The sequence below is a fragment of the Ramlibacter monticola genome, from assembly GCF_016722785.1.
Taxonomy (GTDB): domain Bacteria; phylum Pseudomonadota; class Gammaproteobacteria; order Burkholderiales; family Burkholderiaceae_C; genus Ramlibacter; species Ramlibacter monticola.
Genome location: NZ_JAEQNE010000003.1, coordinates 460964 through 486456, shown reverse-complemented (window position 1 = coordinate 486456; position 25493 = coordinate 460964). Strand labels below are relative to the sequence as shown.

Genomic DNA, 25493 nt, shown 5'->3' with positions numbered 1-25493 from the left:
CCTTCGTCAGGTCGCGACCGCCTCCGGCGCCACGGATGCCGGGGCCATCAGCGTCTGCAGCAGGGCCAGGCCCAGCGGCCAGTCCCCGTGCCCCGACTCCACGTTGATGTGCCCGGCATCCGGCAGCCGCAGGAACTCGCTGCCCCAGGCGCGCGCGTAGGCGCCCGCCAGGCGCGCCGGGCAGTAGGGATCGTTGCTGCTCGCCACCACCAGGCTGCGGTACGGCAGGCGCTCGTACGGCACCGGCGCGAAGTCGCTCAGGACCGCGCGCCGCTCGGGATCGGCCGGCGCCACCAGCAAGGCCGCGTGCACGCGCCGCGCCACCTCGCGCGGCAGGTGCACGGTGGCGATGCAGCCGAGGCTGTGCGCCACGATCACCACCGGCGCGGGCGCCTGCAGCACACAGCGCGCGAGCGTCGCGACCCACTCGGCGCGCCCGGGACTCATCCAGTCGCGCTGGACGACGCGGCGCGCGCCGGGCAGGCGTTCGGCCCACAGCGACTGCCAGTGGCCGGGCGCCGAATCGCGCCAGCCGGGCACGATCAGCGGCACGGCGGCCTGGTGCGCGCACATCGTCATTTCTTCGTGTAGATCTGGTCGAAGCTGCCGCCGTCGGCGAAGTGCAGCTTCGTCGCGTTGTCCCAGCCGCCGAAGCCCTGGTCGATGGTGAACAGGTTCAGCTTCGGGAACTGCTTCGCGTACTTGGCCTGCGCCTTCTGCGAGGCGGCGGGGCGGTAGAAGTGCTTGCCGGCGATGTCCTGGCCCTCCTCGGAATACAGGTACTTCAGGTACTCCTCGGCGACGGCGCGCGTGCCACGCTTGTCCACCACCTTGTCGACCACCGCGACGGCGGGCTCCGCCAGGATGCTGAGCGAGGGCACGACGACATCGAACTTGGTGCCGAACTCCTTCTCCAGCAGCCAGGCCTCGTTCTCCCAGGCGATCAGCACGTCGCCCTGCGCGCGCTGGGCGAAGGTGATGGTGGAGCCGCGCGCGCCCGTGTCCAGCACCGGCACGTTGCTGAACAGCCTGGCCACGAACTCCTTGGCCTTGGCATCGCCGCCGTACTTGCGCTTGGCGAACTCCCAGGCCGCCAGGTAGTTCCAGCGCGCACCGCCCGAGGTCTTCGGGTTGGGCGTGATCACGCTGACGCCGGGCTTGACGAGGTCGTCCCAGTCCTTGATGCCCTTGGGATTGCCCGCGCGCACGACCAGGACGATGGTGGAGGTGTAGGGCGAGGCGTTGTGCGGCAGGCGCTTCTGCCAGTCCGGCTTGATCCAGCCGCCGTTCTTCACCAGCGCGTCGGTATCGCCGGCCAGGGCCAGCGTGACGACATCGGCATCGAGGCCGTCGATCACGGACCGCGCCTGCTTGCCCGAGCCGCCGTGCGACTGCTTGACCGAGACGTCCTGGCCGGTCTTGCCCTTCCAGTACTTCGCGAAAGCCTGGTTGAACTCCACGTACAGCTCGCGCGTGGGATCGTAGGAGACGTTGAGAAGCTGCACGCCCTGCTGCGCGAACGCGGCGGAGGCAGCGAGGCCCAGGAGGGTGGAGGCGGACAGTTTCAGGAACTTGCGACGAAGCGACATCGAGGGGACCTCCAGGTGGGCGGTTGTTCTGCGTCGCATTCTGGAAGCCGCCGTGCGGCAAGGGAACGATGGAGTTTTCAGTTGCTTATCGGCATAAGCAAATCTCCGGCACACTGTCCCGGCATGAACGCCGACACTGCCTGCCCCTGGCTGATCCGCAGCGCACCGGTGACGGCCGCGCAGGCGGCCGGCCGTCCCGTCGTGGCCCTGGAGTCCACCATCATCTCGCACGGCATGCCGTACCCGCAGAACGTGCGCACCGCGCGCGAGGTGGAGGCCGTGATCCGCGGCCTCGGCGCGGAGCCCGCCACCATCGCGGTGATCGGCGGGCGCATCCGCATCGGCTTGTCGGACGAGGAGCTCGAGTGGCTGGGACGCTCGGGCGAAGCGCAGAAGGTGAGCCGGCGCGACCTGCCGGCGGTGCTGGCCAGCGGCGGCCTGGGCGCGACCACGGTGGCCGGCACGATGATCTGCGCGGCGCTCGCGGGCATCGAAGTGTTCGTGACCGGCGGCATCGGCGGCGTGCACCGGGGCGCACCCGAGACCTTCGACATCTCGGCCGACCTGCAGGAACTGGCGAAGACGTCGGTGGCGGTGGTGTGCGCCGGCGCCAAGTCGATCCTCGACATCGGCCTCACGCTGGAATACCTGGAAACGCACGGCGTGCCGGTGCTCGCCTGCGGGCAGGACAATTTCCCGGCCTTCTACACGCGCGACAGCGGCTTCCGCGCCGACTTCCGCATCGACGACCCGGCGCAGCAGGCGCGCTTCATCCGCGCGAAGTGGGACCTGGGCCTCGCGGGCGGCGTCGTGCTGGCGACGCCCGTCCCGCAGGCCTCGGCGATGCCGCGCGAGGAGATCGACGCGATCACGGAACAGGCCCTCGCCGAAGCCTCGCGGCAGGGCATCGCCGGCAAGGCGCTGACGCCCTACCTGCTCGATCGCATCCAGGCCCTGACCGGCGGGCGCAGCCTCGCCACCAACATCGCGCTCGTGAAGCACAACGCCGAAGTGGGCGCCCGGCTGGCGCTCGCGCTGGCCGCGGCCTAGTCACGGCGGGAAGCGGGCCGGGTCGCATCCCTGCCTCCGGGCCGAATGCCTAAGCAGGAACGGAAGGGCGTGTCCTCCTTTGTCCGACACCGCGCTTCTCGGGCCGGTCTGGGTGGGCGAATCCACCCGCCTTTGGGGGAACCCATCCCGCAACCCCTTGTCGTCCATGGGATAGGCATGGCGTTTTGACGCCATCGGACTGGGCTTTGGGGGAGGCGGCTCAGCCGCGACTGGGGGGGCAGGAAGGCGGCCCAGCCGCGAGAGCAGGGCCGGCCGCCGGTGCCGCTCAGGGCGCGCAGGTACCGCAGCGGCAGTTGGCGGAGGCGGTCTGCAGCCAGCGCTCCATCTCGGAAAGCGCGAACGGCTTCTGCAGCACGTGCACGACCTCCTGCTCGCCGGCGCGCCAGATCACGGTCTCGCTGGTGTGGGCCGTCATCATGACGCAGCCGCAGGGCGCCTCTTCGGTGGCGCGCATGGCGCCGAGGATCTGGAAGCCGTCCATGTCGGGCAGCTCGTAGTCCATCAGGACGAGGCAGGGCCGCAGGCGTTCGTATTCGGCGAGGGCGAGTTCCCCGGTGCGCGCGAGCTGGGCGTCCCAGCCCCTGCGACGCAGGTATTCCTGGAGATTGCTTCCCAGGAAGTGCTCGTCTTCGACGATCAGAACGGACGCGCGCGACACGGAAACCTCCTCGAACCCAATACTGTGACGCAGGAACCTGAGCACGTCCTGTGCCAGTAACCTAAGGAAGCACTCCCGCATGCGACGGAATGCGCACCCGATGCACATTCGGTGTGCATCATTCGTCCCCGGCGCTGCCTGAGCCGCTCCACCACCCTGGCTGGGCCGGCGCACCCAGCACCACGTCCGAGCGGGGCTCGGCCACGCAGGGCAGGACCCAGCCGTCCGAGCGCTCGTCCGGGCTCAGCCCCGGCCAGGGGATGCGATATTCCACCGCGCCAGACTCCAGCCGGCGCATGCAGGTGCGGCAGGTGCCATTGCGGCAGGAGCTCTGCAGCGCGATCCCCGCGGCCTGCGCAGCCTCGAGCAGCGACTCGTGTTCCGCCGCGGGATAGGACAGGGCCGGGGCCAGCAGTCGGATCGTGTGAAGGGGCATGGCCCCCGAGCATACGCATGAGCCTCTGACAGGCGCCCTGAACCCCTTGCCTGCCGCGGCCGGGACCGGGATCATTGCCGGCGCCGGCGGCGCCACCTCTCGTCAGGCGCCGGGCGCTCCAACGAAAGGACCCAGCATGAAGAAGGCGTACGCGCTCCCGTTCGCAGTCCGTCCCGTTCGCGCCGTGCTCGCTGCCGCGCTCGCCGCGCTGTGCGCCGGCTGTGCCGCGCCCGGCCCCGGCGGGTCCTCCGCGGCCACGCCCGCCTTCATCGCCTCGCTGCGCAGCGCGCGCCTGATCGACCTGTCGCACACCTGGGAGATCCAGTCCCCCGTGGCCTCGGTGAACCCGCCCTATTCCTTCGCGCTGAGCGCCACCCACGGCAAGACGCGGGGCAGCTTCCGCGACGACAATCAGCTCTCCTTCGCGGCGGAGCAGATGCAGTGGAGCGGCCAGCACGGCGCGCCCAGCATCGACGCCATCGGCCACATCGGTCGCGAAGGCAAGCTCTTTGGCGGCGTCGATGCGGAGCGCGCGACGGCGCAGCCGGAAGGCATCGGCGCGAGCGGCGTCGGCGCCCACCTCGCCATCGACCAGTTCCCCAACGACCTGCTCGTGAACCGCGGCGTCCTGCTGGACGTGGCCAGCGTCGTCATGAACGGGCCGGCGCCGCTGCCCGCGAACTTCGAGATCACCGGCGAGCACCTGGAACTGGCGGCGCGCCAGCACGGCGTGCGCCTGCAGCGGGGCGACACGGTCTTCATCCGCACCGGATGGGGCCAGCACTTCAAGGGGAATGCGGCGCTGTACGCCGGCGACAACTCGCCCGGCCCCAGCCTGAATGCCGCCGAATACCTGATCCGCCAGGGCGCGCGCGTGGTCGGCGACGACACCCTCACCTTCGAGAAGCGGCCGCCGATCGTCACCTCGCCGAAGTTCCAGGTCTTTCCCGTGCACATGCGGCTGATCGCCGACTCCGGCATCTACATCGTCGAGAACCTGAACCTGGAGGAACTCGCGGCCGCGAAGGCCTACGAGTTCGCCGTCGTCGTGCCGCCGCTGAAGGTGAAGGGCGGGACCGGATCGGCGGTGCGCATCTTCGCGCTGGTCCCGCGCTGACCGGCGGGGCGGCGAAGCGGCCGCGTTGGAACGTTCGCGTACCATAATGGCGTGCCTCGCTGGAGCTGCATGCCCGACCGCCTCGTCTCTCTCGCCAACCACCCCTTGACGCGCCCGCTGGTGCGCGGCCTCGGCCTGCCGCAGCCCGCCCGGCTCGCCCGCAGCACGCAACCGTACCGGCCGCTGGAGCTGCAGGGGCGCAGCGTGCTGGTGGCCGCCGTGCCCGCGGCCGGCCTCGCCGAGACGGTACGGCGCGCGGTCGTCCGCCTCGGGGGCGTCCTGGAGCACCTGGGCTGCGTGCAGGCGGTGATCGTCGACGCGACCGGCTGCAGCGCGGTGGACCAGCTGCGCGAGCTGTACGACCTGCTCCATCCGGCGCTGGGCCGGCTGGACGCGCACGGGCGCGTGCTGCTGCTGGCCGACGGCGAGGGCGACGGCGCCGAAGCCGCCGCCTGTGCGCGTGCGGTGGAGGGCCTGACGCGCTCGCTGGCCAAGGAAATCGGCCGGCACGGCGCGACGGCCAATGCCCTGCGCATCCGCGGCGCCTGGCCGCAGGGGCTGGATGCGGCGCTGTCCTTCTTCTGCACCGACCGTTCGGCCTTCGTGTCCGGCCAGGTGCTGGACCTGCGCTCGCCCACCCCGGAAGTGGAGCGCATCGCGCAGCCGGCCTTCCACGGCCGCGTCGCGGTCGTCACGGGCGCGGCCGGCGCCATCGGCGCGGCCACGGCCCGCCGCCTCGCGCAGGACGGCGCGAGCGTGGCGTGCGTGGACGTGCCGTCCTCGGCCGGGCGGCTGGCGGCCCTGGCCGAGGAGCTGGGCGGCCAGGCGCTGCCCCTGGACCTCACCGTTCCCGAGGCGTCGGCGCGCCTCGGCGAATTCGCGCGCGGCCTCGGCGGCATCGACATCCTCGTGCACAACGCCGGCATCACGCGCGACCGCACCCTCGCGAAGATGAGCGGGCGCGAATGGGACAGCGTGCTGGACGTGAACCTGCGCGCCGTGCTGGCGATCGATGCGGCCCTGGACCGCGGCGGCGCGATGAAGCCCGCCGCCCGCGAAATCTGCCTGGCCTCGATCAGCGGCATCGCCGGCAACGCCGGGCAGGCGAACTACGCCGCCTCCAAGGCCGCCCTCATCGGCTACACGGCCGCGCGTGCACGCGAGCTCGCGCCGCGGGGCGGCACGGCGAACGCCGTGGCGCCGGGGTTCATCGAGACCGAGATGACGCGGCGCATCCCCTGGATGCTCCGCCAGGTCGGCCGTCGCCTCAATGCGCTCCAGCAGGGCGGCCTGCCGGAAGACGTGGCCGAGGCCATCGCCTTCCTCGCCCGCTCCGACGCGCAGGCGGTGACGGGACAGACGCTGCGCGTCTGCGGGCAGTCCTTCCTCGGTGCCTGAGCCCGGCAGCGGGAATCAGGAGTAGGACGCGGCGCACGGGCACGTGCCGGACGCGCTTGCCCGCCCGCGCTGAATTCGCCGACGAGGCGCGGTGCGGTCCTTGTTCGTAATGGCGTGGCGGCTTCGGGCCGCCTCCATCCCGCCGGAGCCGGGGCGGTCGAACGGATCCACCACCATGGACAAACTCCTTGCCGCCATCTTCGTCGCGCTGGCGCTCGCCGCCTGCTCGTCCACGGGAAGCACCTCGCGCATGGGCAACAACACGTCGAACCCCGCCGAGACGAAGAACAGCTCGGATGCCAACCGCTCGGGCAATCCCGCCGCGGTGAGCCCGGGCGGTGGCGGTGGCGGCGGCAGCGCCGGCGGCGCCGGCTCGGGCTCCGGCGCGAGGTAAGCCTCCCGCACGCGAGCACCTCCGGGCGCGGGCGCGCTCCGAGTCCCCGCGATTACCCGCTGCGGCTTGGGATGCGGTCCGGGGGGTGCTTGGGCGAATGCGCACCGGTGCCATCGCGCCGGTGCGGGTTCCGAGGGACCTCGAAGCCGGCGCGTGCAGCCCACGCGCAGGAGCTCGCGGCTTACTTCTTCGTGTCGACGTCGTCGAGGCGGCCCGATCCGGCCTTGGCGGCTTCCTTGCCGGCGGCCTGGCGCTTCGCCTTGCCGAGGGCCTTTTCCTCGTCCGAGACCTTGACGGCCGAGCCGGGCTTGGTGGGCTGGTCTTCCAGCCGGCCTTGGTCCTTGGCGGCCACGTCCTTGCCGGCGGCACGCCGCTTTTCCTTGGCGGCTTCCTTTTCCGCCTTCGTGGCCGGCTTGCTGGCCTTGGCGGTGTCTTCCTCCGGCCGAGGAGTCTGGGCAAAAGTCAGCTGGGAGGCGCCGAACGCCGCGACCGCGGCACAGATGACGAGAAGCGACTTGGTCATGAAAGTCTCCAGTTGACGGGCCGACGAATAGCTGGGCCGACCCGAGTCCAGTGCGCACATCGGCTCGCCGGGAGGGCCCGGTCGGAGCGGGTTGGGGAAAGGAAGATGCGCGCGCGACCACACCCGGACGCGAGGGTGCCCCGAACGCTGCCGCCGCGCTATTGGTCCAACGTCCCATACGGGCGCCGCCGGACGATCCCGGGAAGCCGCCGCGGCTGGCAAGAAAGGCCCGAGGGTGGGACCCCCTTCGGCACGTTCGGGCGTTCCGGCGAACGAGCCCGGACCGTATCGTGGCGGGACATACTCATTGGGAGGGCCAGAGATGTCTCATGCAACCGCCATCGATTCCGAGCCGATCCGTGCGGAACCGGTCCGTGGCGGTTGGGGACGCCTGCTGGCCGCCCTGTACCTGCTCTACGCCCCGGCCATCGCGCTCATGGCCCTCTTCACGTCCGCCCCGACGGAGCGCACGGCTTGCCTGCTCACGGCAACCATCGTGATCGGCGCCTGCGTTCCGGTCTACGCCCTCTGCGAGCTGGTTCGCCGCCGGGTTTGACGGCCGGGTTCGCTCACGTCTCGGCCCCCGCGAACGCGTGCACCATGAAGACGGCGTCGTCGCCGTAGCACCGTAACTCCCGCGCGGCCGTGCTCCGGGCCTCGAAGCCCTGCCGGCCCCAGAAACCCGCGGAGCCGCTCACCGCGACCAGCGACACGGAGTGCAGGCCCAGGCCGCGCGCCAGCCCGAGCAGCTCACGCACCACCTCGCCCGCCGCACCGCTGCCACGCGCGCCCGGCAGCAAGGCCAGGTCATGCAGGTACAGGGTTTCCGGCCGGGCCGGCAGGGTCGCCAGCAGCGAGTCGAGCGGGACGGGCAAGGCTTCCTGCCAGGGGTGGCTCAACACATAGCCGTACAGACGCCCGCGCGCGCCGACCAGCGTCCGGCACCCGGCCGGAAAAAGGCGCAGGCGCTCGGCGAAGACGGCTTCGTCTTCCGGGAAGTCGGGATGGGCGGCCGCGGCGATCTCCATCAGTGCCGGGAGGTCGCCGTGCTGCATCCCGCGCCAGTGCAGGGGCGGCGGAGGGGGTGGCACGCCGCGGAGAATACGCCTCCCTCGGCCCGTGCTCGACGCGGCGCGGCCGCTGCATTAAGGTCGGGGCGTGCCCGCCAACCTCTCGCCCGAGTACAAGGCGGCCGAAGCTGCCTTCCGCAAGACGCGCGACCCGCACGAACGGCTGGGGACGCTGCGCGAGATGCTGCGGACCATCCCCAAGCACAAGGGCACCGAGCACCTCCAGGCCGACATCAAGGCGCGGATCAAGGACCTGGCGGACCAGATCGAGGGCGGCCTGCGCAAGGGCGGGGTCCACGGCGGGCCCACGCTCGTCATCCGCCCCGAAGGGGCCGCCCAGCTGGCGCTGCTCGGCCCGCCGAACGCCGGCAAGTCGTCGCTGCATGCGCGGCTGACCGGTTCCAGCGCGCACGTCGGGCCCTACCCTTTCACCACGCAGTATCCCGAGGCCGGGATGCTGCCCTTCGAGGACGTCCACTTGCAGCTGGTCGACCTGCCGCCGGTCAGCGCGGAGCATCCGGTGCCCTGGCTGGTGAACTCCCTGCAGACGGCCGATGCCGCGCTGCTGGTGGTGGACCTCGGCGACCCGGAGTGCGTCGACCAGTTGCAGTCCGTGCAGGACGTGCTGGCGCAGCAACGCGTGACGCTGGGAGGGCCTTGGCCCGGCGATGCGGACCCCTCCGCCCTGGAGGAAGACCCTTTCGCGCTGCGGCTGCCCGCCCTCCTGCTGGCGAACAAGGCCGACGGCAGCGCCGACGCCGACGCCGAATTGCAGGTGTTGCGGGACTTGAGCCGCGCGCAGTGGCCGATGCTCGCCGTCTCGGCGGAGAGCGCGCAGGGGCTGGGGGAGGTCGGGCCGTGGTTGTTCCGCCACCTGGGCATCGTGCGCGTCTATACGAAGCTGCCCGGCCACGCCGCCGACAAGCATCGCCCGTTCACGCTGCGCCGCGGCCAGACGGTGGGCGACGTGGCCCGGCAGGTCCATGGCGACGTGGCGCGCTCGCTGCGCTATGCGCGCGTGTGGGGCCACTCCGCGTTCGATGGCCAGCACGTCGGCCCGGAGCACGTCGTCGAGGACGGCGACGTGGTGGAACTGCACGCCTGAGGCGCCTGGCGCATCAAGCGCGACGGGCGAGGCAGAAGTGCACCCGGCAGCGGCTCTCGTGGGCCTCGCTGGCCAGGCAGTCGAGGAATTGCGCGCGGAAGGCGGGGCATTCCGCATCGGCGCGGGGCCGCTATGCTTCGACAGGCTCTACTTCCCGCACGCATGGACGACTTCAACCAGATCGAAGTGCCGCCATCTTTCCTGGCGCTTTTCACTTCCCCCGGCGGGCATCGCCTGCTGCAACCGATGCCCACGGTGCGCGCGCGCTACGAGCTGTGCGAGGACCTCGCGCAGCTCTCCGCCGAACAGGCGGCGAGCGCGCACTTCAAGTCGGGCGGCAGTGAGCGCGAGACGCTGGCGCGGATGGAGCTCGCGCTCTCGGATGCCGGAACCGGCCTGGAGCCGGGCGAGGTCTCGTGGGTGGTGACGCGGCTGGCCGAGGTGCTGGGCTGGGAGCTGCCTCGACCAGCGCAGGCTTAGCGCGCGGGAAGCGCTATTGCTTCGGGGCGGCCTTCAGCTGCTTGCCCAGGAATTCCTCCAGCACCACCGACGTGGTGGTCGCCTGGCAGGACGCCATCTCGCCGCCGGCGCCCGGCGCCAGCTTGGCCGCCGGAACACCGCAGGTCGTGGCGGCGATCCCGACGGGGAGTTGCACCGAGGCCGGGATCTTCTCGGCTTCGACGTTCATGTTCTTGGCGACCGTGTTGGCCACCGTGCCGAGATCGACCTTGACCATGCCTTGCGGCTGCTGCGCGAACGCGAGGCCGGCGACCAGGCCCGCGGCAACGAACAGGAATGCATTCGGACGTTTCATGAAAACTCCTTGGAGGAGAACAGGGACCCCGCAGATTAGGGGCAAGAAGGGCCTTCGCAGCGCTCTGCGCCGCACTCTTACCCGGCTTACGGGTTGCCTGCCGCGCGTGACGGAATCGGTCCACGGGGAAGTTCCGGACCGCAGCCGAGCCGCGGATCCTCCACGGTGATGTCACTGTGTGTGGCGCGAGGCCGGTGTGCGCATCGCCCGCTGATGGCAAAGCCTGGAGGCGCCTGGACAGCGCGCGAGCATCGATCGGGTCGCGCCCTGGTTACGATCGTGAACAGCACCCTCGCGCGCCTGCGCCTGCCGGCCAATCCACACAGCACTTACAGGTGTAGCGGCGGCACGCCGCGGGCGACCTCACCCCGACACCCCCTCGCAGGGAGAGGGAGAAACATCCGCTCTGCGGAGCAGGCGCTCAGGGAAGGATGGTGACGTCCAGCGCGACGGCCTGGAGCATGGAGACCCAGATCTGGTCTCCGGCGCGCACGCCGACGAGCGAGCTTCGGTCGTAGACCGAGAGGTCCTCGAGTTGCCCGCCGGGGACTTTCAGCAGCAGTTTGAGGTTGGTCCGGTCCACGGACACCACGTCGGCGGCGAAGGTGAGGGGAGGCTCGTAGGCATCGATGCCTGGCGACTCGCGATTTTCGACGGCCACCGGGAGCGGCGGCTTGCGCGGCTCCGTGGCGCCCTTGCGCGCCTTGATCAGGTAGCCGGCCACGTAGCCTACCCGTACGTGGCCACCGACCTGGATCTGCTCCACGTTGGGGATCGTCGAGTCCAGGCGGAAGATCATGCTGCCGGCGGCAAGCTTCAGTGCCATCAGGCGCGCCTCGGCATCGACGGCAGTGACGGTGCCGGTGGCGGACGATCGCATGACCATGTCGCGACCATCGCCGAGACGCGTTCCGATCTGGTAGCCCCAGTCGGCTGCGGTGGCCATCGGCGCGGCAAGCGAGCCGGCCAGCGTCACGCAGAATGCAAGCAGGTGAAGCCGGTACATCGCGGCGACCTCCAGACCGTGATGGTCGCGCGAAGGAGTCGGCGCGCCATTGGACATAGGTCCCATTCTCGCGCGCCAGCCCGCCGTCGGTGGCGTCCGCAAACCGGTTTTACATTTCGAGCGGGCTCGCGCGCCTCGCGCGCCTCGCAAGCTGAGCCAGGACGCGATCGCCAGTCCGGCCCACAACCACCGAGGGCCGCGGTCGCGACTCAGCGCTGCACCTTCCAGAGGCCACCCGCCTCCAGCCTGGTGTCGCCGGGCTGGGGCACCAGGAAGTCGACCTCCACCTCGTCGCCCGGCTTCAGCGAGGCGAGGTCGAACATGTCGCCCTGCACGTGCACGACGCCAGTGCGGCCGCCTTCGTCGCGCAACTGCAGCGTGTCGGCCTGGGTGTCCACGGCCACGACGACGAAGACCCCCGGCAGCGGACCCGACGCCACGCCCGCGCCCGTGTCGAGGCGGCCCGGGCCGAGCGGTCCTCCGGGGCGAGGCGGGCGCACGATCGGGTGCACCGGACGCTGCGCCCGCACGCTGCTTGCAGTCCCGATGGCACCCGCAATCAATCCCGCGCAAGCGATGCTCGACACGAAAGTTCGCCGCTGCAGCATTCAGTCCCTCCTCACGTCCTTGTCAGATGGCGAGTTCACGAGCGGGTCGGCACGTCGGCCCGAGTGGACGCGGCGCACCGACTCCCGCTTCAATCGGGATGGACGATCACGTAGCTGGCGTGCTGCGCGCAGTTGGGTGGTTCGAAGGGATCGCACATCTGCGCGATGGGCGCGCTGCCACAGCCCGCGAGCAGGAGCAAGGTGGCAAGGAGGCAGGCGCGGAACGAAAGCAGTCGCATGGCGTGGCCTCGGTTCGGATGGGTTGATGGGAAGTGAAAGATTGGCACGGGAACGCAGCTTGCGCGTTGCCGTCGGTCAACATGCCGGACACGGGATGCAGTCGAGCAGCAGGCGGCCGCGACGCTTCGGCCTCGACCGAAGCGTTGCACCGGCTCGGCGGCGCACAGTGCGTGCCATCGCAACCCACCAGCGAACGCCATGGCTATCACCTGCTTCATCCGCTACCAGATCGACCCCTTCCAGCGCGAAGCCTTCAGGCGCTACGCCGAGGCCTGGTCGGCCGTCATTCCCCGTTGCGGCGGCCACCTGATCGGCTACTTCCTGCCGCACGAAGGCAGCAACGACGTGGCCTGGGGCCTGGTCGGCTTCGAGGACCTGGCCGGCTACGAGCGCTACCGCGCCGCCCTCCAGGCCGACCCCGACGGTCGTGCCAACTTCGAGCGAGCGCAGGCGGAGCGTTTCATTCTCCGCGAAGAGCGCAGTTGGCTGGAGAATGTGCCCGCCGCCCCATGACCGCATCGCACGAACCCCGCCTCGCCCGCGTCGCCGCCCTGGTGGCCGACCCCGCGCGCTCGCGCATGCTGGCCTACCTGCTGTCGGGCGAGTACGCCAGCGCCGGCGAACTGGCGAAGGCCGCCTCGGTCACGGCGGCCACGGCCAGCGGGCACCTGGGCAAGCTGCTGGATGCCCGCTTCGTCGTCTGCGAGCCCCGCGGGCGGCACCGCTATTTCCGGCTCGCCGATGCCGAAGTGGCGCATGCGCTGGAGGCGCTTGCCCTGGTGGCGGAGCGCGACGAGCACGACCGGAGCTGGTCGCATCCCGAACGCAGGCGCCTGCGCCGCGCCCGGTGCTGCTACGGCCACCTGGCCGGGCAGTTGGCGATCCAGCTGTTCGAGGCCCTGGTGTCGCGCGGCGGACTGGAAGACGCAGCGGAGGGCTATGCGCTGACGCCGGCCGGCTGCACGTGGCTGCAGGCCATGGGCCTGCAACCGAGCCCGCCCAGCGGCCGGCGCCGGTATGCGTACCGATGCCTGGACTGGTCGGAGCGTCGCGACCACCTCGCGGGCCAGCTCGCCGACGAGATCTTCGGCCACTTCCTCGAAGCGGGCTGGCTGCGCCGGACGCATGGAAGGGTGGTGGACCTCACGCCGCGAGGCGAGCAGGAGTTGCTGCCGCGATTGCGCGCGGCGGGCCATTGAGGCTGTCGCCTTGCCCCAGGGCTTCCTCGGCATCCTGATGCTCGACACGCGGTTCCCGCGGCCGGTCGGCGACGTGGGAAATCCGCAAACGTACGGGCGCGCCGGCATTCCCGTGCGCTTCGCGACGGTGCGGGGCGCTTCGCCCCATCGGGTGGTCAACGAAGCGGACCCCGCGCTGCTGCAACCCTTCCTCGACGCGGCACTGGAGTTGGAGCGCCAGGGCGCATCGCTGCTGTCGACCAGCTGCGGCTTCCTGGCGAGCTGGCAGGCGACCTTGTCGCGCGCGCTCGCCGTGCCCGTCGTCACCTCCAGCCTGCTGCAGGTGTCCCGCTGCCGCCGGCCCGGCATCCTGACGATCGCCGCTGCGTCCCTGACGCCTGCCGTTCTCGATGCCGCCGGCGTTCCCGCCGGAACGCCCCTGCAGGGTGTCGAGCCCGGCTGCGAGTTCCACCGGCGCATCCTCTCGAACGACAGCACGATGGACCTGGCGCAGGCGGAGCGGGACGTCGTGTCGGCCGCGCTCCGTCTCGTCGGCCGCCACCCGGAGGTGGCCGAGATCGTCCTGGAGTGCACGAACATGCCGCCGTACAGGAACGCGGTCGCGCGGGCGACGGGTCGACCGGTGCACGACATCGAGACCTTGCTGCTGGCGGAGTGGGAGGCTCTCGGGGCCGGAAGGTGAGCGCGTGGGTTCGATCGTTATGGGAAGCCCCTTCCGCGGGGCTTCAGCCGACGAATTTCAGGTCCAGGTCCCCGTGCGCATAGATCACCACGCCCGTGTCCGTCTCGGTGATGCGGTGGCCCGTGCCGGCCGGCGCGAGCTGGTAGTCGCCTTCCTGCAGCAGCATGTCGTCCAGGAACAGTTCGCCCTGCACCATCAGGCATTCCTCGTCGTGGCCGTGCGTGTGCATCGGGACCGATGCGCCCGGCCGCGCGTAATAGAGCATCGCGGCCTGCCCTCCGTGCTGCCAGAGCACGCGGCCTGCCGCCACAACCGGTAGTAGGCATCCTCGACCACCTCTTCCGCCATGGCGGCGTTGCGGACGATGGGAGCCCGCACGGCACTGCGCGCGCGGCATGCTGGATACGCAGGCGCCGGCAAGCCGGACGCTTGTCCCTGACGTGGCAGGGGATTCGCGAGGCATCGCCGTGGGCCTGGACTACGGGGAATCCCCACCACTCTCACCGCGCGCGCACCTGGCAGGTGCAGGCCCGTACGGCTTTCGCCACTCAAATGTCGCCTCGCTCAATCTTGAGCGACGCTTTACATTTGGCACCGATTTTGCAACACTCAGATACATACACAACGCGGCGCACGACGCCGCGGTTCCCCCGACGGGCCCGCAGCCACGGCCGCGAGGCTTTCCGCACGAAGTAGATGGTCGCCTCGCGAAGGCCTTCGCCGCGCCGCACTGGCAGCGCTGCGACGGCCTGGACCCGGCGAGATGACGGAACCCACTGGAACGCAGTGCAGACGGAGGAAGAGCCATGCGAATCAAGAACACCCACCGGCGGACCGCCGACTGCGACCTCGGTATCGAGATCTCCGCGGCCTCAGGCAGCGGAACCGAGCCGATCACGAAGCCTCGGCGGGCGCTGTCGGACCGCGCCCCGCGCGTGGAAGAGCCCGGGGCAAGCGCCAGCTACAGGCTGGAATCTGGACCTCCCGGGGAGCCGGAGGCGGAGTTCTGCGTTCCCGAGGAAGCGCACCTGCTGCAATGAGAGAGCGCCCGCCAGGGCGCGCACTTGGCGGCGCGGAGCCCGGCCCGCGCCGCTTCATGCCAGCGGGCGCACGACCCGGCAGGGATTGCCGGCGGCGAAGACGTCGGCCGGGAGGTCGCGCGTGACCACGCTGCCCGCGCCGATCACCGTGCGGTCGCCGATGCGCACGCCGGGAAGGATGATCGCGCCGCCGCCGATCCACACGTCCGAGCCGATCGTGACGGGCTTGCCGTACTCCTGCCGCCGGCGCAGCGCCGCGTCGAAGGGGTGCAGCGGCGTGTAGATCTGCACGGCCGGCCCGACCAGGGTGTGGGCGCCGATCCGGATCGTGCACACGTCCAGCAGCACGCAGTTGAAGTTGAAGTAGACGTTCTCGCCCAGTTCGATCTGCGTGCCGTAGTCGCAGAAGAAGGGCGGCGTGACGAACACCGTGTCGCCGCCGGCGCCGAACAGCGCCTCGAGCAGGCCGCGCCGCCGCGGATGGTCGTACGCCAGCTCGCCGAGGCGCAGCGCCAGCGCGCGGGCGCGTTCGCGGCCGGCCACCAGCTCGGGGTCCTGGGCGTTGTAAAGCTCGCCGGCGAGCATCTTCTCGCGCTCGGTCTTCATCCGGCCATTCTGGGCCGGCCCGGCCCGGAGGGCCCCGTAGGACGCCGCCGCGATCACGACGCCTCGGCCCCGGTGGCGGGGACCGAGGCCTCGGCGGCCACCCAGGCCCTGCGCCGCACCGCCGCGATGTTGTTGCGCAATTCGTAGAACTCGTCCACGTACGCCAGCGGCACGACGATACGCTCGGTGCGGTTGTCCAGGGCCTCGAGCTCGCGCAGCAGCTCGGGGGCGCGCTCCGGGTGCAGCTGCAGCTGGCGTTCCAGCTCGCGCAGCTTGCCGTACCAGCGGAACACGCGCCGGCGGATGCGGAACGTGTACAGCGGCGGAACGATGCGCGAGAGCGGCAGGACGAGCGCCACGACCAGGCCGAAGACGATCCACATCCGCTCCACCAGGTTGGCCATCCAGAACGGCAGCCAGCGTTGCAGGAAGGGCTGGCCGGAGCGGTAGACGCGTTCCGCCTCGCGCGACACCATGTAGCCGCTGCGCTGCGTGACGGGGAAGGCGCCGGCGCGGTTGAACCAGCCGGCCGGCCCGTGGATGTCGTTCGCGGCCTGCGCGAACAGCTGCAGGATCGCCGGGTGCGTGCCCTCGCGGGCGATCAGCTCGGTCGTCGTGGCGACCAGCCGCACATCGTCCGGGGGCTGGTCCTGCGCCAGGTCCACCACGCCGCGCGGCAGCACCACGGGCGTCAGGAAGGGGAAGCGGCGCGAGTAGGCCTCGCTCTGGCTGAAGTCCATCAGCTTGACGCCGGGCGTCGCCAGCAGCATCTGCACCATCAGCGATTCGGGCGCGGAAGCGAACACGAGCGCGTCCAGCTGTCCGTCCAGCAGGGCGGCCGTGGCCGGCGTCTCCTCGAGCCGGGTGAGCTGCAGCCGGCCCGAGTCGACCTTGTTGGCGCGGAACAGCTTGTCCATGAGCACCGGCACGCCCGTGCCGCTGCTGCCCACGTTCAGCGACAGCCCTTCCAGCTGCGTGAGCGAGAGCAGGTGGCGCGCGCCCGCCTTGCGCGCGACCTCGTCGCGGTACACGTCCTCGCGGTAGAACAGCCACAGGGGCTCCAGGAACAGGCTGCCCAGGGTGACGAGCGACTCCTCCCGGCCCGGTGGGGGGTCGTTGCTCCCGCCCTGCACGAAGGCGAGGTCGGCGCGGCCTTCGCGCAGCAGTTGCAGGTTGTCCAGCGAGCCCTGGCTCGGCAGCAGGACCACCTCGACGCCGTACGGGGCCAGCGCGTCGTGATAGCGCTGGCCGAATTCGTCGTAGGCGCTGCGCGCCAGGCCGGTGGCGAGCACGACGCGCTTGGGAGGGTTGGGGTCCAGCCAGAAGTACGCCAGCACCAGCAGCCCGATCGCCAGCAGGATGACCGGGGCGGCCGGCAGCAGCAATTCGCGCAGGGATTCGCGGGTATCGCGCATCGCCTCGACGAGCTTCATGCCGTGGAGTGTGGGAAGGAGGCCGGCGGGTGACTATAGGCCTTCCGTCCCATGCGCCGGACCGGGGACCCGCCGTCGCGATAGCCACTACGCGCCCCTGGGCGCGTGGACTTCATCACAGGACAGCTGTGCAAGAATTCCCTTGCGCACCCCGCGCTGTCCGGAGACCCCCCATGAAGAAACTTGCCGTCCTGGCGCTCGCCGCATTTGCCTTCGTCGCCCACGCGTCCGATTCCGCCTGCATGGCTGCCGCCAAGGAGAAGAAGCTGTCCGGCGCCGCGCAGAACTCGTTCGTGAAGAAGTGCGAGAAGGACGCCAAGGCGAAGTGCGAAACGGCCGCCACCGAGAAGAAGCTGGCCGGCGCGGCGAAGAACAGCAACGTGAAGAAGTGCGTCCACGACACCGGGCCGGCCGCCTGAAGGGCCGGTGGGCCGCCTTCCCCGCCAGCCCTTGAACCTGCGGGCCCGGCGCGCCTGGGCGTGGGCGCTCGCCGGCGCCCTGCTCTGCGCGCTGCCTTGCGCCGCGGCGAGCCTGTCAGGGGTGGTCGTCGGCGTCGCCGACGGCGACACGCTGACCGTGCTGGACGCGGGCCTCGCGCAGCACCGGGTGCGGCTGGCTGGCATCGACGCGCCCGAGAAGCGGCAGGCCTTCGGGCAGCGCTCCAAGCAGAGCCTCGACCGGCTCGTTCACGGCCGCCCGGTGCGGATCGAGGGCCGCAAGACCGATCGCTACGGGCGCCTCGTCGGCAAGGTGCTGGTCGGCGACCTGGACGTGAACCGCGAGCAGGTGCGCCGCGGCTTCGCCTGGCACTACGTGGCCTACGCGCGCGAGCAGTCGCCGGCGGACCGCCGGCTCTACGCCGACGCCGAAGCCTCGGCGCGGCAAGAGCGGCGCGGGCTCTGGTCCGAGCCGGGCGCGACGCCGCCCTGGGAATTCCGCCGGCAGGCCCACGCGCACGCAAACGCGCACGCGCAGCGGCCCTAGTTCACCACCTTCACCATCTGCCCCGGCTTCGGTTCGGCGCCGCCGCCGTACACGCCGTTGAGCAACTTCAGCTCGGCCTCCGCCTTGGCCGGCGGCAGGGCCGATGACTTCGCCAACTCGGTGAAGCCGCCGCGCGGATAAGGCACCGTCTGCACCTTCAGGGGCCTGGCCGCCGCGCGCTCGGCCGGCGACATCAGCCGGAACGAGGACTCGGCCTCCTTCAGGCCGGCGTCGGCCCGCTTGCGGGCGTCGGCGTTCTTCGCCGCGTACTGCAGCCAGTAGTTGCGCTCGCCCGGGCCGGTGACGACGGTCAGCGCCACGGGCCGGGTCTGCCCCTGTTCGTTGCGGATCGTCCCGTTGAAGTGCGTGGCGGGCATGCCGTGGATCGTGCGCCGCTCGGTGCGGCCGTCGACGGGCTGCAGCACGTTGCGGATCACCTCCTCGTGCGTGTTGCCGGCCTTCGCGGGCACCGGCCGCACGACCAGGGCGGCGTCGCCGGCCCCGTTGACGAGCACGACGGCCTCGGCGGAGTTCTGGATCTTCCAGCCCTGCGGTGCCGTGAGCGCGATGCCCAGCGGCTCGTGGAAGAAGTCGCGCCCGCGCACGAAGCCCTGTTCGGCGCTCTCGCCGAAGGTCATGCCGGCGATGGCCTGCAGGTAACGCGCCCGCCCGTCGTCGGCATAGCCTTCCTGGCCCTTGTAGCGGGCGGCAAAAGCCTTGATGCCGGCCAGTCGCTTGTCGTTGGCCGGGTGCGAGGCGAGCCAGTTCGACCCGGACGGCGCCTGCTTGCCTTCCGCCTTGGCCGCGTCGATGGCGAACTGTTCCTGGTTCTTCAGGACCCGGATCACGTCGACCATGTTCTGCGGGTCGTACCGGTTGCGAGACAGGTATTCGGCGCCCAGTTCGTCGGCCTGCGACTCCTGGTCGCGGCTGTACGACGCGATGAAGCCGGCGGCGGCCGTCTGCGACACCTGGCTGGCCAGGTTGGTGGCGCCGCTCAGGCCGCCGACTTCGAGCACCGCGCCGAGCACGGTGGCGGCCATGACGCCGATGCCGGCCGTCTTCTCGCGCGTCGCGCGCTGCGCGCCGTGCCGCGCGGTGACGTGGCCGATCTCGTGGCCCATCACGCCGGCCAGCTCGGCCTCGCTCTCGAGATAGGCCATGATGCCGCGCGTGACGTACACGTAGCCGCCGGGCAGCGCGAAGGCATTGATCTCGGGGCTGTCGAGCACCGTGAAGGTCCACTTCAGGGTGGCGCGGTGCGACTGGGCGGCGAGCTTCTGCCCCAGCCCGTCCACGTAGGCCTGCAGGCGCGGATCGGCGTAGACGCCGTACTCCTTCAGGACCTCCTCGTGGGAGTTGGCGCCCTCCTTGATCTCGGTCGCCTCGTCCATCACCAGGCGCTCGGTGCGCCCGGTGGCGGGGTTCACCATCGGGGTGCCGCAAGCGGACAGCAGCAAGGCTGCCATCAACAGCGGGCGAATGGGGCGCATGCTCATGGCGAACCTCCACCGGTCGCGGCCCATGGCGGGCTCGGCTTGAAGCATAGGCGTGGAAGCGCGCGCATGGCCGACCGTGCGCGACGCATGGGACCAAAGTCCAATTCAGCGCGCCGCGCCGGCGGCGTTTCATGGGAACCGCATCGAGGAGACGCCATGCGCAAGCTCGTCGCGGAAGCCTTGGGAACGTTCTGGCTCGTATTGGGTGGCTGCGGCAGCGCCGTGCTCTCCGGCCGCTTCCCCGAACTCGGCATCGGCATCCTGGGGATCTCGCTCGCCTTCGGCCTGGCGGTCGTGAGCGGCGCGTACGCGCTCGGGCCGATCTCGGGCGGGCACTTCAACCCCGCGGTCACCGTGGGGCTCTGGGCCGGCGGCCGGTTCCGCGGTGCGGACGTGCCCGGCTACATCGCGGCGCAGGTGGCCGGCGCGATCGCGGGCGCCGGCATCCTCTACATGATCGCGAGCGGCGGGCCCGGATTCGATCCCGCGACGGCAAGGCTGGGATCCAACGGCTACGGCGAGTTCTCCCCGGGCAAGTACTCGCTGCTGGCGGGCGTGGTGAGCGAGGTGACGACGACGGCGGTGTTCCTCGTCGTGATCCTCGGCGCCACGCACCGGCGCGCGCCGGGCGCTTTCGGCGGGCTCGTCATCGGGCTGACGCTGGTGTTGATCCACCTGCTCACCATCCCGGTCACCGGCACTTCGGTGAACCCGGCGCGCAGCACGGGCCCCGCCCTGTATGTCGGCGGCGCGGCGCTGCAGCAGCTGTGGCTGTTCTGGGTCGCTCCGCTCGCCGGCGCGCTCGTCGGCGGGTACGCCTACCGGGCGCTCTGGGAAACCGAGAGCGAGCCTGTCGTCACCGGCCAGGCCCACGCCTGACCGTCCCGGCGGGCCGCCGCCGACGCTACTTCGAGCCGGCGCCCATCTTCCCCTGCAGCACCGCGACGAGGTGCTGCTTCGCTTCGGCCAGCTGGGCCTTGTCCGCGTCGTGCACCTTGCGGAAGAAGGCCGCGCATTCGGGGGACTTCGCCGCCTCGGCGTCCTTGATGTACTGGTCGTAGGCCATCAGGGCCTGGGCCTTGTTCTGGATGAGCGTGATCCAGTCGTAGGCGAGGTCGCTCAGCGGATGCGGGTCGGCGGCTTTTTCCTGCATGGTCTTTCCTTTCGGGAACGGGGGTCCGGGCCAGCGTAGGGCACGGCACGACGCGCCGGCGTCAGCCAAGCCCGGACGATCGCATGGTCGAAAGCCCTACCCGGCAGCCCGGCCGTGTCGTCGCCGTGCGCAAGCGCACCCGGGTTGGCCCCACTGCAGCGAGCAGCGCCCGCCGGGACAATCCGGCGCATGCTGCTCCAACCCATGCTCCACAGGCTGCGCGGTGCCAGCGGCCTGCGCCAGCAGCTGCATACGGCGCTCAATGACGTTGTCGCGCTGCATGGGGCGGAGCGCGGGAATCTCCAGCTGATGGATGCCGAGCAGCACTTGGTGATCGTCGAGCAGCGCGGCCTTCCCGACGCTTTCCTGAAGTCGCTTGGCCGCCTGTCCCTCGATTGCGGAAGCGTGTGCGCGCAAGCCGTTCGCGCACTGGAGACGGTGTTCGTCTCCGACATCGAAACGGACGAGGAATTCGCGCACCTGCGCGCCATCGCGCGCACCGTGCCGTTCCGGTCCGTGATCTCGGCGCCCATCCTCGCGCCCGGCCGGGAGGTCGTCGGAGCCGTGTCCGTGCACTTCGCCAACCGCTTCGAGCCCACGCGGCTCGAACTCGAGTCGCTGGCGGCCTATTGCGGGATGCTCGGCGCGCTGATCACGCAGGAGGATTCGCCGGCGAGTTGCGACGGCAGGCTCCGCTGCTGGCCCAGGGCGCGACGTCCCCATAGCGCCGCCGCGGGGCTTGCGGCACACTCTCGGCCCTTCCCAACCAGCGTCCACGGAGACACACATGCGTCGGATCCTTTCCGCACTGGTGATCGCGAGTGCCTTTGCCGGGCTGACCGCCTCCGGCCAGCCGGCCGCCGAAGTGAGCCTGACCCGGCTCGACTGCGGCAACGGCTTCAACGACCAGCGCCGCTTCAGCGACACCTTCGCGTACACGGAGCCGCGCGTGCCGTTCACGTTCAGCTGCTACGTGATCCGGCACGGCGACGACTACATGGTGTGGGACACGGGTTACCTGCCCGGCTCGAATCCGAATGCGCCGACCATCACCCTGCTCGAGCAGCTGGCGCAGATGAAGGTGAAGCCGGAGCAGGTGAAATTCGTCGGCATCAGCCACTTCCACGCCGACCACACGGGCCAGCTCGGCTCGCTGCCCAACGCGACGCTCCTCATCGGCGAACGCGAGTGGGCCGCACTCACGGCGCCCAAGCCCATGGCGGGCGCCAACGTGGCCGGCTTCACGCACTGGATCAGCGGCGGCGGCAAGATCGAAACCCAGGCGGCGGACAAGGACGTCTTCGGCGACGGCAGCGTCGTGATCCTGCGCACGCCGGGCCACACGCCGGGGCACCAGGCGCTGCTGGTGCGGCTCAAGGAGAAGGGGCCCGTCCTCCTCAGCGGCGACGCTGCGCACTTCCACGAGAACTACGAGAACAACGGCGTGCCGGGCTTCAACTACGACCGGGCCGAGACGATCGCCTCGCTCGAGCGGCTCAAGCAGATCCAGAAGAACCTGAAGGCCACGGTGATCATCCAGCACGACCCGCGCGACATCGGCAAGCTGCCGCCCTTCCCCACGGCAGCGCGATAGCGCATCGAAGCTGGAAGTTCTGACCCCTCCGGAGCGTCAGCCGGCGGGCCCGATCGGCCCCGGGTAGCTCACTTCCTGCAGCGCGCCGGTATCCACGTCGTAGACGAAGCCCCGCACCGTGATCGCGTCGGGGCCCTCCGTCGGGATCCACGCGTGGTTCAGGATGGCGGACATGCCTCGCCGCACGTCCCACGCGAGGCGCTCGCGGTTCGTCGCGTCGGGCGGCGCATCCAGCGGCTCGGGCTGGCCGCGGAAGGCATGGAAGGCCGAGGGCGATGCAGCGCACTCCCCGCAACTCACGAACGCGCGCTTCGTTGCCTGTGCGAGCACCCGGGCGGAATTCGCATCGCCTTCGAGGCCCGCCTTCAGCAGGTCGTCGGTGAATGCGAGCATGCCGCAGCGGGTGTGGTGGATCAGGATGAACTCCTGCGTGTCCAGCAGGTGGTGGGAAATGATCAGGGAGCGCAGCGCGTCTTCCGTCACCACGCCGCCGGCGTTGCGGATGATGTGCGCCTCGCCGGTCTGCAGTCCGAGCAGGTCCTCCACATCGAGGCGCGCATCCATGCAGGCCAGCACCGCCACCCGCCTGGCGGGGCGGATCGGCTGCCTGCCGGGATGGCCGGGCTTGTGGATCGCCTCCCCGCCCGCGTACCGTCCGTTGTGGCCCAGGAGGACATCGGTGGTGGAATTCGCCATGGCGCGCATCTCCTTGAAACAGAAGAAAGGGGCGAGGCGGATCGTACCCACCGGCGCGGCGGCACGATCGCTTGACAAGGCAGGAGGGCCTAAGTCGCCGGTTCGATCCGCGCGATCAGCCCGCTGCGGTCCTGCCGGTTGCGCAGCGTCAGCAGGAGGCCCGCGCGCTGCGCCGCCGCCTGGGCGATCGCGAGGCCCAGGCCGCTGCCGCTGCCGCCGATCCCCGGCACGCGGAAGAAGCGGTCGAACACGCGCGGCAGCAGTTCCTGCGGGATGCCGGGACCGGTGTCCACCACTTCCACGGCCACGCGGCCCTGTTCCTGCAGCAGGCGCACGTCCACCATGCCGCCTTCCGGCGTGTAGCGCAGCGCGTTGTCGATCAGGTTGTCGACGAGGCTGCGCAGGTCGCCCTGCGCGCAGCGCAGGGTGAGCGGCGTCGCACCCGGCGCGGGGCCCACCAGGCCGAGGTCGATGCCGCGCTGGTCGGCGAGTCCGATCAGGGTGTTGATGCTGTCCCGCAGCTGGACCTGCAGGTCCACCACGGAGGGCCCCTGGTCGCGCGCGGCCTCCTGGCGCGACAGCCGCAGCATCTGCTCGACCAGGCGCTGCGCGCGCTTCACGCCCGCCTCCAGCTGCGCGTAGCGGTGCGCGGCGGCGGCGCAGTTCACGTCCTGCCGCATGTTTTCCAGCTGCAGGCCGAGGGCCGCAATGGGCGTGCGCAGTTCGTGCGCGGCATCCTGCACGAAGCGGCGCTGCGTGGCGAAGGCATCGCGCAGCCGCCGCAGCAGGGTATTGAAGGCCCTCACCAGCGGCGCGATCTCCGCCGGCACGTTGTCCAGTGGAAGCTCGGCGATGCTGTGCTCGTCCTGCTGCAGCGTGCGCCGGCCGATGTCCTGCAGCGCGGCGGACATGGCCCGGGCCACGCCCCACAGGGCCAGCATCGACAGGGGCAGCAGCAGCAGGATCGGCAGGATCGCGGAGCCGGCCCGCTCGGCCGCGAGCTTGGAGCGGAAGCCCTCGCTTTGCGCGACCTGCACCGCGCTGCCCGGCGTGGCCGAGGGCAAGGTGTACACGCGCCAGGAATGGCCGCCGCTTTCGACGTCGTGGAAACCTTCGCCGTCCTGCAGCCCCAGCCGCAGTTCCGGCCAGGAGCTCACCCTCAGCGCGCCGCCATCGTAGGTCTGCACCACGTAGGCGCCCTTCTTCAGTACGCGCTCGGCGTTCTGGGGCATGGGCTGGATGTTCTTGTTGTCCGCCGCCGTCGAGGCCAGCTGCAGCATCTGGTCGTCCATGAAGGTGCTGACCATGTGCGCGTACGACCAGTAAGACACCCCCGCGCCCAGAACGCCCACGGCCAGGAACAAGGGCACGAGCCACAGCAGCAGGGCCCGGCGCATCGAGCACATCGGCCCGCGCGGGAAGACGTGGTACTTCATGCCGCCCCTCCGCTGCCGGCCGCCGCCACGCGCCAGCCGAGGCCGCGCACGTTGCGGATGGTGTCGGGCCCGAGCTTGCGGCGCATGCCGTGGATCAGGACGTCGACCGCGTTGCTGGTGACTTCCTCGCCCCAGCCGTAGATGCGGTTCTCCAGCTGCTCGCGCGACAGGATCGCGCCCGGGCGCTCCAGCAGCGCGTGCAGCAGGGCGAATTCGCGCGCCGAGAGCTGCGCGCGCTCGCCCTGCAGGATCACCTCGCGCGTGGTCAGGTCCAGCTGCACGGCCGTACTGCCGATGACCGAATGCGCGCTGCCGTCGCGGCGCCGGATGACGGCGCGCATCCGGGCGAGCAGCTCGCGCATCTCGTAGGGCTTGAGCAGGTAGTCGTCGGCGCCGAGGTCGAGGCCGTGCACGCGGTCGTCCACGCCGTCACGCGCGGTCAGCACCAGGACGGGCGTCGCGTCGCCGCGGGACCGTGCCTGGCGCAGCACCTCGACGCCATCGCGCTTGGGCAGCGCCAGGTCCAGCAGCACGCAGGCGTAGTCGCCGTCCGCCCACGCGCTCTGCGCCAGCAGGCCGTCCTTCACCCAGTCGACCGACCAGCCTTGCGCGGAGAGGGCCTCCCGCAGGCTGTGGCCGATCATCTCGTCGTCTTCCACCAGCAGCACTCGCATGATCGCCACTCCCGGACGCACACACTAGCACCGCTGTCTTAGCCGGACATGAGGAGGGGCCAAGCTCGGCCCCTCCCCTGCGCGCTAGTGCATGTCCACCGCGCGGCCGGCCAGGACCGGCGTGGACGCCACGCGACGCGCCTGCACGGCCAGGTACGCCGACCCGCTGTCTTCCGCATTCAGGGCGGCGACCTCGTCGCGCGACTGCAGGTATTCGGCCGTGACGTCCGCGCGAGTCCTGCCGCTGGTGAAGCGGGCCAGCGGGTTGTAGCTGGTAGACCAGGGGTTCACGCCGCCGGCCTTGTACTGCTGCAGTTCGGCCTGCACGTCGGCGCGCGTCATCGAGGGCACGAAGCGGTGCGTCTCGACCGTGGGGTCGTCGGCGAAGGCCACGTTGGTGGAGGCGGCGGCGACGGCCAGGAGGGAAGCAAGAAGATAGCGGTTCATGACGGTTCCTCACGGTGGCAA

Annotated in this window: 34 protein-coding genes and 1 pseudogene; 16 read left to right on the top strand and 19 right to left on the bottom strand. The window is 70.8% G+C overall.

All coding sequences use genetic code 11. From position 1 onward, the window contains the following. Positions 1-6 precede the first annotated feature (6 nt). Together JJ685_RS15865 and JJ685_RS15860 are read right to left on the bottom strand one after the other, a co-directional pair. A complete protein-coding gene (locus tag JJ685_RS15865) occupies positions 7-573 on the bottom strand; it encodes an RBBP9/YdeN family alpha/beta hydrolase (RefSeq protein WP_201675232.1) in 567 nt (188 codons plus the stop codon). A 2-nt stretch (positions 574-575) separates the two neighbouring features. Continuing rightward, a complete protein-coding gene (locus JJ685_RS15860; RefSeq protein ID WP_201675406.1) occupies positions 576-1589 on the bottom strand; it encodes a sulfate ABC transporter substrate-binding protein in 1014 nt (337 codons plus the stop codon). A gap of 123 nt (positions 1590-1712) precedes the next feature. On the opposite strand from JJ685_RS15860, the gene JJ685_RS15855 reads away from it, so the two are divergent. Further along, positions 1713-2639 (top strand): pseudouridine-5'-phosphate glycosidase, encoded by a 927-nt coding sequence (locus JJ685_RS15855; RefSeq protein WP_201675231.1) that lies wholly within the window; start codon positions 1713-1715, stop codon positions 2637-2639. A 286-nt stretch (positions 2640-2925) separates the two neighbouring features. Here JJ685_RS15855 and JJ685_RS15850 read toward each other — a convergent pair whose 3' ends face one another. Both JJ685_RS15850 and JJ685_RS15845 read right to left on the bottom strand, forming a co-directional pair. Beyond that, positions 2926-3318: a response regulator gene (locus tag JJ685_RS15850; RefSeq protein WP_201675230.1), complete on the bottom strand. Its 393-nt coding sequence runs from the start codon at positions 3316-3318 to the stop codon at positions 2926-2928. Between the two features lie 118 nt (positions 3319-3436). Further along, positions 3437-3754 carry a 2Fe-2S iron-sulfur cluster-binding protein gene (locus JJ685_RS15845; RefSeq protein ID WP_201675229.1) on the bottom strand — a complete coding sequence of 106 codons (318 nt, stop codon included), beginning with the start codon at positions 3752-3754 and terminating at the stop codon, positions 3437-3439. Between the two features lie 136 nt (positions 3755-3890). On the opposite strand from JJ685_RS15845, the gene JJ685_RS15840 reads away from it, so the two are divergent. The 3 genes from JJ685_RS15840 to JJ685_RS15830 all read left to right on the top strand — a co-directional run bounded on the left by JJ685_RS15840 (position 3891) and on the right by JJ685_RS15830 (position 6663). Beyond that, positions 3891-4871, top strand: coding sequence for a cyclase family protein (locus JJ685_RS15840; protein ID WP_201675228.1), 981 nt, complete (start codon positions 3891-3893; stop codon positions 4869-4871). Positions 4872-4940: 69 nt separating this feature from the next. Beyond that, positions 4941-6269, top strand: a complete 1329-nt coding sequence (locus JJ685_RS15835) for a 3-oxoacyl-ACP reductase (protein ID WP_201675227.1) — start codon at positions 4941-4943, stop codon at positions 6267-6269. A 175-nt stretch (positions 6270-6444) separates the two neighbouring features. Next, on the top strand, positions 6445-6663 hold the full coding sequence (locus JJ685_RS15830) for a hypothetical protein (RefSeq protein ID WP_201675226.1): 219 nt from the start codon (positions 6445-6447) through the stop codon (positions 6661-6663). A gap of 181 nt (positions 6664-6844) precedes the next feature. Here the strand turns inward: JJ685_RS15830 and JJ685_RS15825 are convergent, their stop codons facing one another. Continuing rightward, the gene (locus JJ685_RS15825) at positions 6845-7186 is read right to left on the bottom strand and encodes a hypothetical protein (RefSeq protein ID WP_201675225.1); all 342 of its coding nucleotides are present in this window, start codon (positions 7184-7186) and stop codon (positions 6845-6847) included. Positions 7187-7508: 322 nt separating this feature from the next. Between JJ685_RS15825 and JJ685_RS15820 the strand changes: the two genes are divergently transcribed. Beyond that, positions 7509-7742 (top strand): hypothetical protein, encoded by a 234-nt coding sequence (locus JJ685_RS15820; RefSeq protein ID WP_201675224.1) that lies wholly within the window; start codon positions 7509-7511, stop codon positions 7740-7742. A gap of 13 nt (positions 7743-7755) precedes the next feature. Here the strand turns inward: JJ685_RS15820 and JJ685_RS15815 are convergent, their stop codons facing one another. Continuing rightward, complete coding sequence (locus JJ685_RS15815; RefSeq protein ID WP_201675223.1) at positions 7756-8241, bottom strand: GNAT family N-acetyltransferase; 486 nt, start codon at positions 8239-8241, stop codon at positions 7756-7758. Between the two features lie 103 nt (positions 8242-8344). Here JJ685_RS15815 and JJ685_RS15810 point away from each other — a divergent pair, with 103 nt between their 5' ends. Together JJ685_RS15810 and JJ685_RS15805 are read left to right on the top strand one after the other, a co-directional pair. Continuing rightward, positions 8345-9361 carry a TGS domain-containing protein gene (locus JJ685_RS15810; RefSeq protein WP_201675222.1) on the top strand — a complete coding sequence of 339 codons (1017 nt, stop codon included), beginning with the start codon at positions 8345-8347 and terminating at the stop codon, positions 9359-9361. A gap of 162 nt (positions 9362-9523) precedes the next feature. After that, positions 9524-9841 carry an ATPase with chaperone activity gene (locus JJ685_RS15805; RefSeq protein WP_201675221.1) on the top strand — a complete coding sequence of 106 codons (318 nt, stop codon included), beginning with the start codon at positions 9524-9526 and terminating at the stop codon, positions 9839-9841. A 13-nt stretch (positions 9842-9854) separates the two neighbouring features. Here the strand turns inward: JJ685_RS15805 and JJ685_RS15800 are convergent, their stop codons facing one another. From JJ685_RS15800 to JJ685_RS15785, 4 genes are all read right to left on the bottom strand, one after another. Beyond that, positions 9855-10175 (bottom strand): hypothetical protein, encoded by a 321-nt coding sequence (locus tag JJ685_RS15800; protein WP_201675220.1) that lies wholly within the window; start codon positions 10173-10175, stop codon positions 9855-9857. 421 nt (positions 10176-10596) lie between these two features. Further along, positions 10597-11238, bottom strand: a complete 642-nt coding sequence (locus tag JJ685_RS15795) for a hypothetical protein (protein ID WP_201675219.1) — start codon at positions 11236-11238, stop codon at positions 10597-10599. 152 nt (positions 11239-11390) lie between these two features. Further along, positions 11391-11789 carry a hypothetical protein gene (locus JJ685_RS15790; protein ID WP_201675218.1) on the bottom strand — a complete coding sequence of 133 codons (399 nt, stop codon included), beginning with the start codon at positions 11787-11789 and terminating at the stop codon, positions 11391-11393. An 89-nt stretch (positions 11790-11878) separates the two neighbouring features. Then, complete coding sequence (locus tag JJ685_RS15785; protein WP_201675217.1) at positions 11879-12028, bottom strand: hypothetical protein; 150 nt, start codon at positions 12026-12028, stop codon at positions 11879-11881. 199 nt (positions 12029-12227) lie between these two features. Here JJ685_RS15785 and JJ685_RS15780 point away from each other — a divergent pair, with 199 nt between their 5' ends. Genes JJ685_RS15780 through JJ685_RS15770 form a run of 3 tightly spaced genes read left to right on the top strand, consistent with a single transcriptional unit; the run spans position 12228 to position 13910 of the window. Then, the gene (locus JJ685_RS15780) at positions 12228-12542 is read left to right on the top strand and encodes an NIPSNAP family protein (protein ID WP_201675216.1); all 315 of its coding nucleotides are present in this window, start codon (positions 12228-12230) and stop codon (positions 12540-12542) included. Beyond that, on the top strand, positions 12539-13228 hold the full coding sequence (locus tag JJ685_RS15775; protein ID WP_201675215.1) for an ArsR/SmtB family transcription factor: 690 nt from the start codon (positions 12539-12541) through the stop codon (positions 13226-13228). Before JJ685_RS15780 ends, JJ685_RS15775 begins: the two co-directional genes overlap by 4 nt. A 10-nt stretch (positions 13229-13238) precedes the next feature. Continuing rightward, positions 13239-13910 (top strand): aspartate/glutamate racemase family protein, encoded by a 672-nt coding sequence (locus JJ685_RS15770; protein ID WP_269117404.1) that lies wholly within the window; start codon positions 13239-13241, stop codon positions 13908-13910. A 43-nt stretch (positions 13911-13953) separates the two neighbouring features. On the opposite strand, the gene JJ685_RS30120 is transcribed toward JJ685_RS15770, so the two are convergent. Beyond that, positions 13954-14220 (bottom strand): cupin domain-containing protein, encoded by a 267-nt coding sequence (locus tag JJ685_RS30120; protein WP_201675213.1) that lies wholly within the window; start codon positions 14218-14220, stop codon positions 13954-13956. A 496-nt stretch (positions 14221-14716) separates the two neighbouring features. Between JJ685_RS30120 and JJ685_RS15760 the strand changes: the two genes are divergently transcribed. Beyond that, positions 14717-14950 carry a hypothetical protein gene (locus tag JJ685_RS15760; RefSeq protein WP_201675212.1) on the top strand — a complete coding sequence of 78 codons (234 nt, stop codon included), beginning with the start codon at positions 14717-14719 and terminating at the stop codon, positions 14948-14950. A 54-nt stretch (positions 14951-15004) separates the two neighbouring features. Here the strand turns inward: JJ685_RS15760 and JJ685_RS15755 are convergent, their stop codons facing one another. Together JJ685_RS15755 and JJ685_RS15750 are read right to left on the bottom strand one after the other, a co-directional pair. Next, complete coding sequence (locus tag JJ685_RS15755) at positions 15005-15556, bottom strand: sugar O-acetyltransferase (protein ID WP_201675211.1); 552 nt, start codon at positions 15554-15556, stop codon at positions 15005-15007. 53 nt (positions 15557-15609) lie between these two features. Further along, complete coding sequence (locus JJ685_RS15750) at positions 15610-16989, bottom strand: TAXI family TRAP transporter solute-binding subunit (RefSeq protein WP_201675210.1); 1380 nt, start codon at positions 16987-16989, stop codon at positions 15610-15612. Positions 16990-17162: 173 nt separating this feature from the next. Between JJ685_RS15750 and JJ685_RS15745 the strand changes: the two genes are divergently transcribed. After that, a complete protein-coding gene (locus JJ685_RS15745; protein WP_201675209.1) occupies positions 17163-17408 on the top strand; it encodes a hypothetical protein in 246 nt (81 codons plus the stop codon). A gap of 7 nt (positions 17409-17415) precedes the next feature. After that, on the top strand, positions 17416-17973 hold the full coding sequence (locus JJ685_RS15740) for a thermonuclease family protein (RefSeq protein ID WP_330901779.1): 558 nt from the start codon (positions 17416-17418) through the stop codon (positions 17971-17973). On the opposite strand, the gene JJ685_RS15735 is transcribed toward JJ685_RS15740, so the two are convergent. Continuing rightward, entirely contained in the window at positions 17970-19472 is a 1503-nt protein-coding gene (locus JJ685_RS15735; protein ID WP_236599018.1) for a M48 family metalloprotease, read from the bottom strand. The two genes, JJ685_RS15740 and JJ685_RS15735, sit on opposite strands and share 4 nt — an antisense overlap. Positions 19473-19628: 156 nt before the next feature. Between JJ685_RS15735 and aqpZ the strand changes: the two genes are divergently transcribed. Continuing rightward, complete coding sequence (aqpZ, locus tag JJ685_RS15730; protein ID WP_201675208.1) at positions 19629-20351, top strand: aquaporin Z; 723 nt, start codon at positions 19629-19631, stop codon at positions 20349-20351. Between the two features lie 25 nt (positions 20352-20376). Here the strand turns inward: aqpZ and JJ685_RS15725 are convergent, their stop codons facing one another. After that, a complete protein-coding gene (locus JJ685_RS15725; RefSeq protein ID WP_201675207.1) occupies positions 20377-20625 on the bottom strand; it encodes a hypothetical protein in 249 nt (82 codons plus the stop codon). A 189-nt stretch (positions 20626-20814) separates the two neighbouring features. On the opposite strand from JJ685_RS15725, the pseudogene JJ685_RS30410 reads away from it, so the two are divergent. Together JJ685_RS30410 and JJ685_RS15715 are read left to right on the top strand one after the other, a co-directional pair. Continuing rightward, positions 20815-21201 (top strand): annotated as a pseudogene (locus JJ685_RS30410) (GAF domain-containing protein); the annotation flags it as partial. 211 nt (positions 21202-21412) lie between these two features. Next, positions 21413-22219, top strand: coding sequence for an N-acyl homoserine lactonase family protein (locus JJ685_RS15715; RefSeq protein WP_201675206.1), 807 nt, complete (start codon positions 21413-21415; stop codon positions 22217-22219). Between the two features lie 36 nt (positions 22220-22255). Here the strand turns inward: JJ685_RS15715 and JJ685_RS15710 are convergent, their stop codons facing one another. From JJ685_RS15710 to JJ685_RS15695, 4 genes are all read right to left on the bottom strand, one after another. Beyond that, on the bottom strand, positions 22256-22915 hold the full coding sequence (locus JJ685_RS15710; RefSeq protein WP_201675205.1) for a beta-class carbonic anhydrase: 660 nt from the start codon (positions 22913-22915) through the stop codon (positions 22256-22258). A gap of 89 nt (positions 22916-23004) precedes the next feature. Then, positions 23005-24351 carry a sensor histidine kinase gene (locus JJ685_RS15705; RefSeq protein WP_201675204.1) on the bottom strand — a complete coding sequence of 449 codons (1347 nt, stop codon included), beginning with the start codon at positions 24349-24351 and terminating at the stop codon, positions 23005-23007. Beyond that, positions 24348-25025 carry a response regulator transcription factor gene (locus JJ685_RS15700; RefSeq protein WP_201675203.1) on the bottom strand — a complete coding sequence of 226 codons (678 nt, stop codon included), beginning with the start codon at positions 25023-25025 and terminating at the stop codon, positions 24348-24350. The genes JJ685_RS15705 and JJ685_RS15700 overlap by 4 nt, the downstream gene beginning before the upstream one ends. 84 nt (positions 25026-25109) lie before the next feature. Then, positions 25110-25472, bottom strand: a complete 363-nt coding sequence (locus tag JJ685_RS15695) for a DUF4148 domain-containing protein (protein ID WP_201675202.1) — start codon at positions 25470-25472, stop codon at positions 25110-25112. Positions 25473-25493 lie beyond the last annotated feature (21 nt).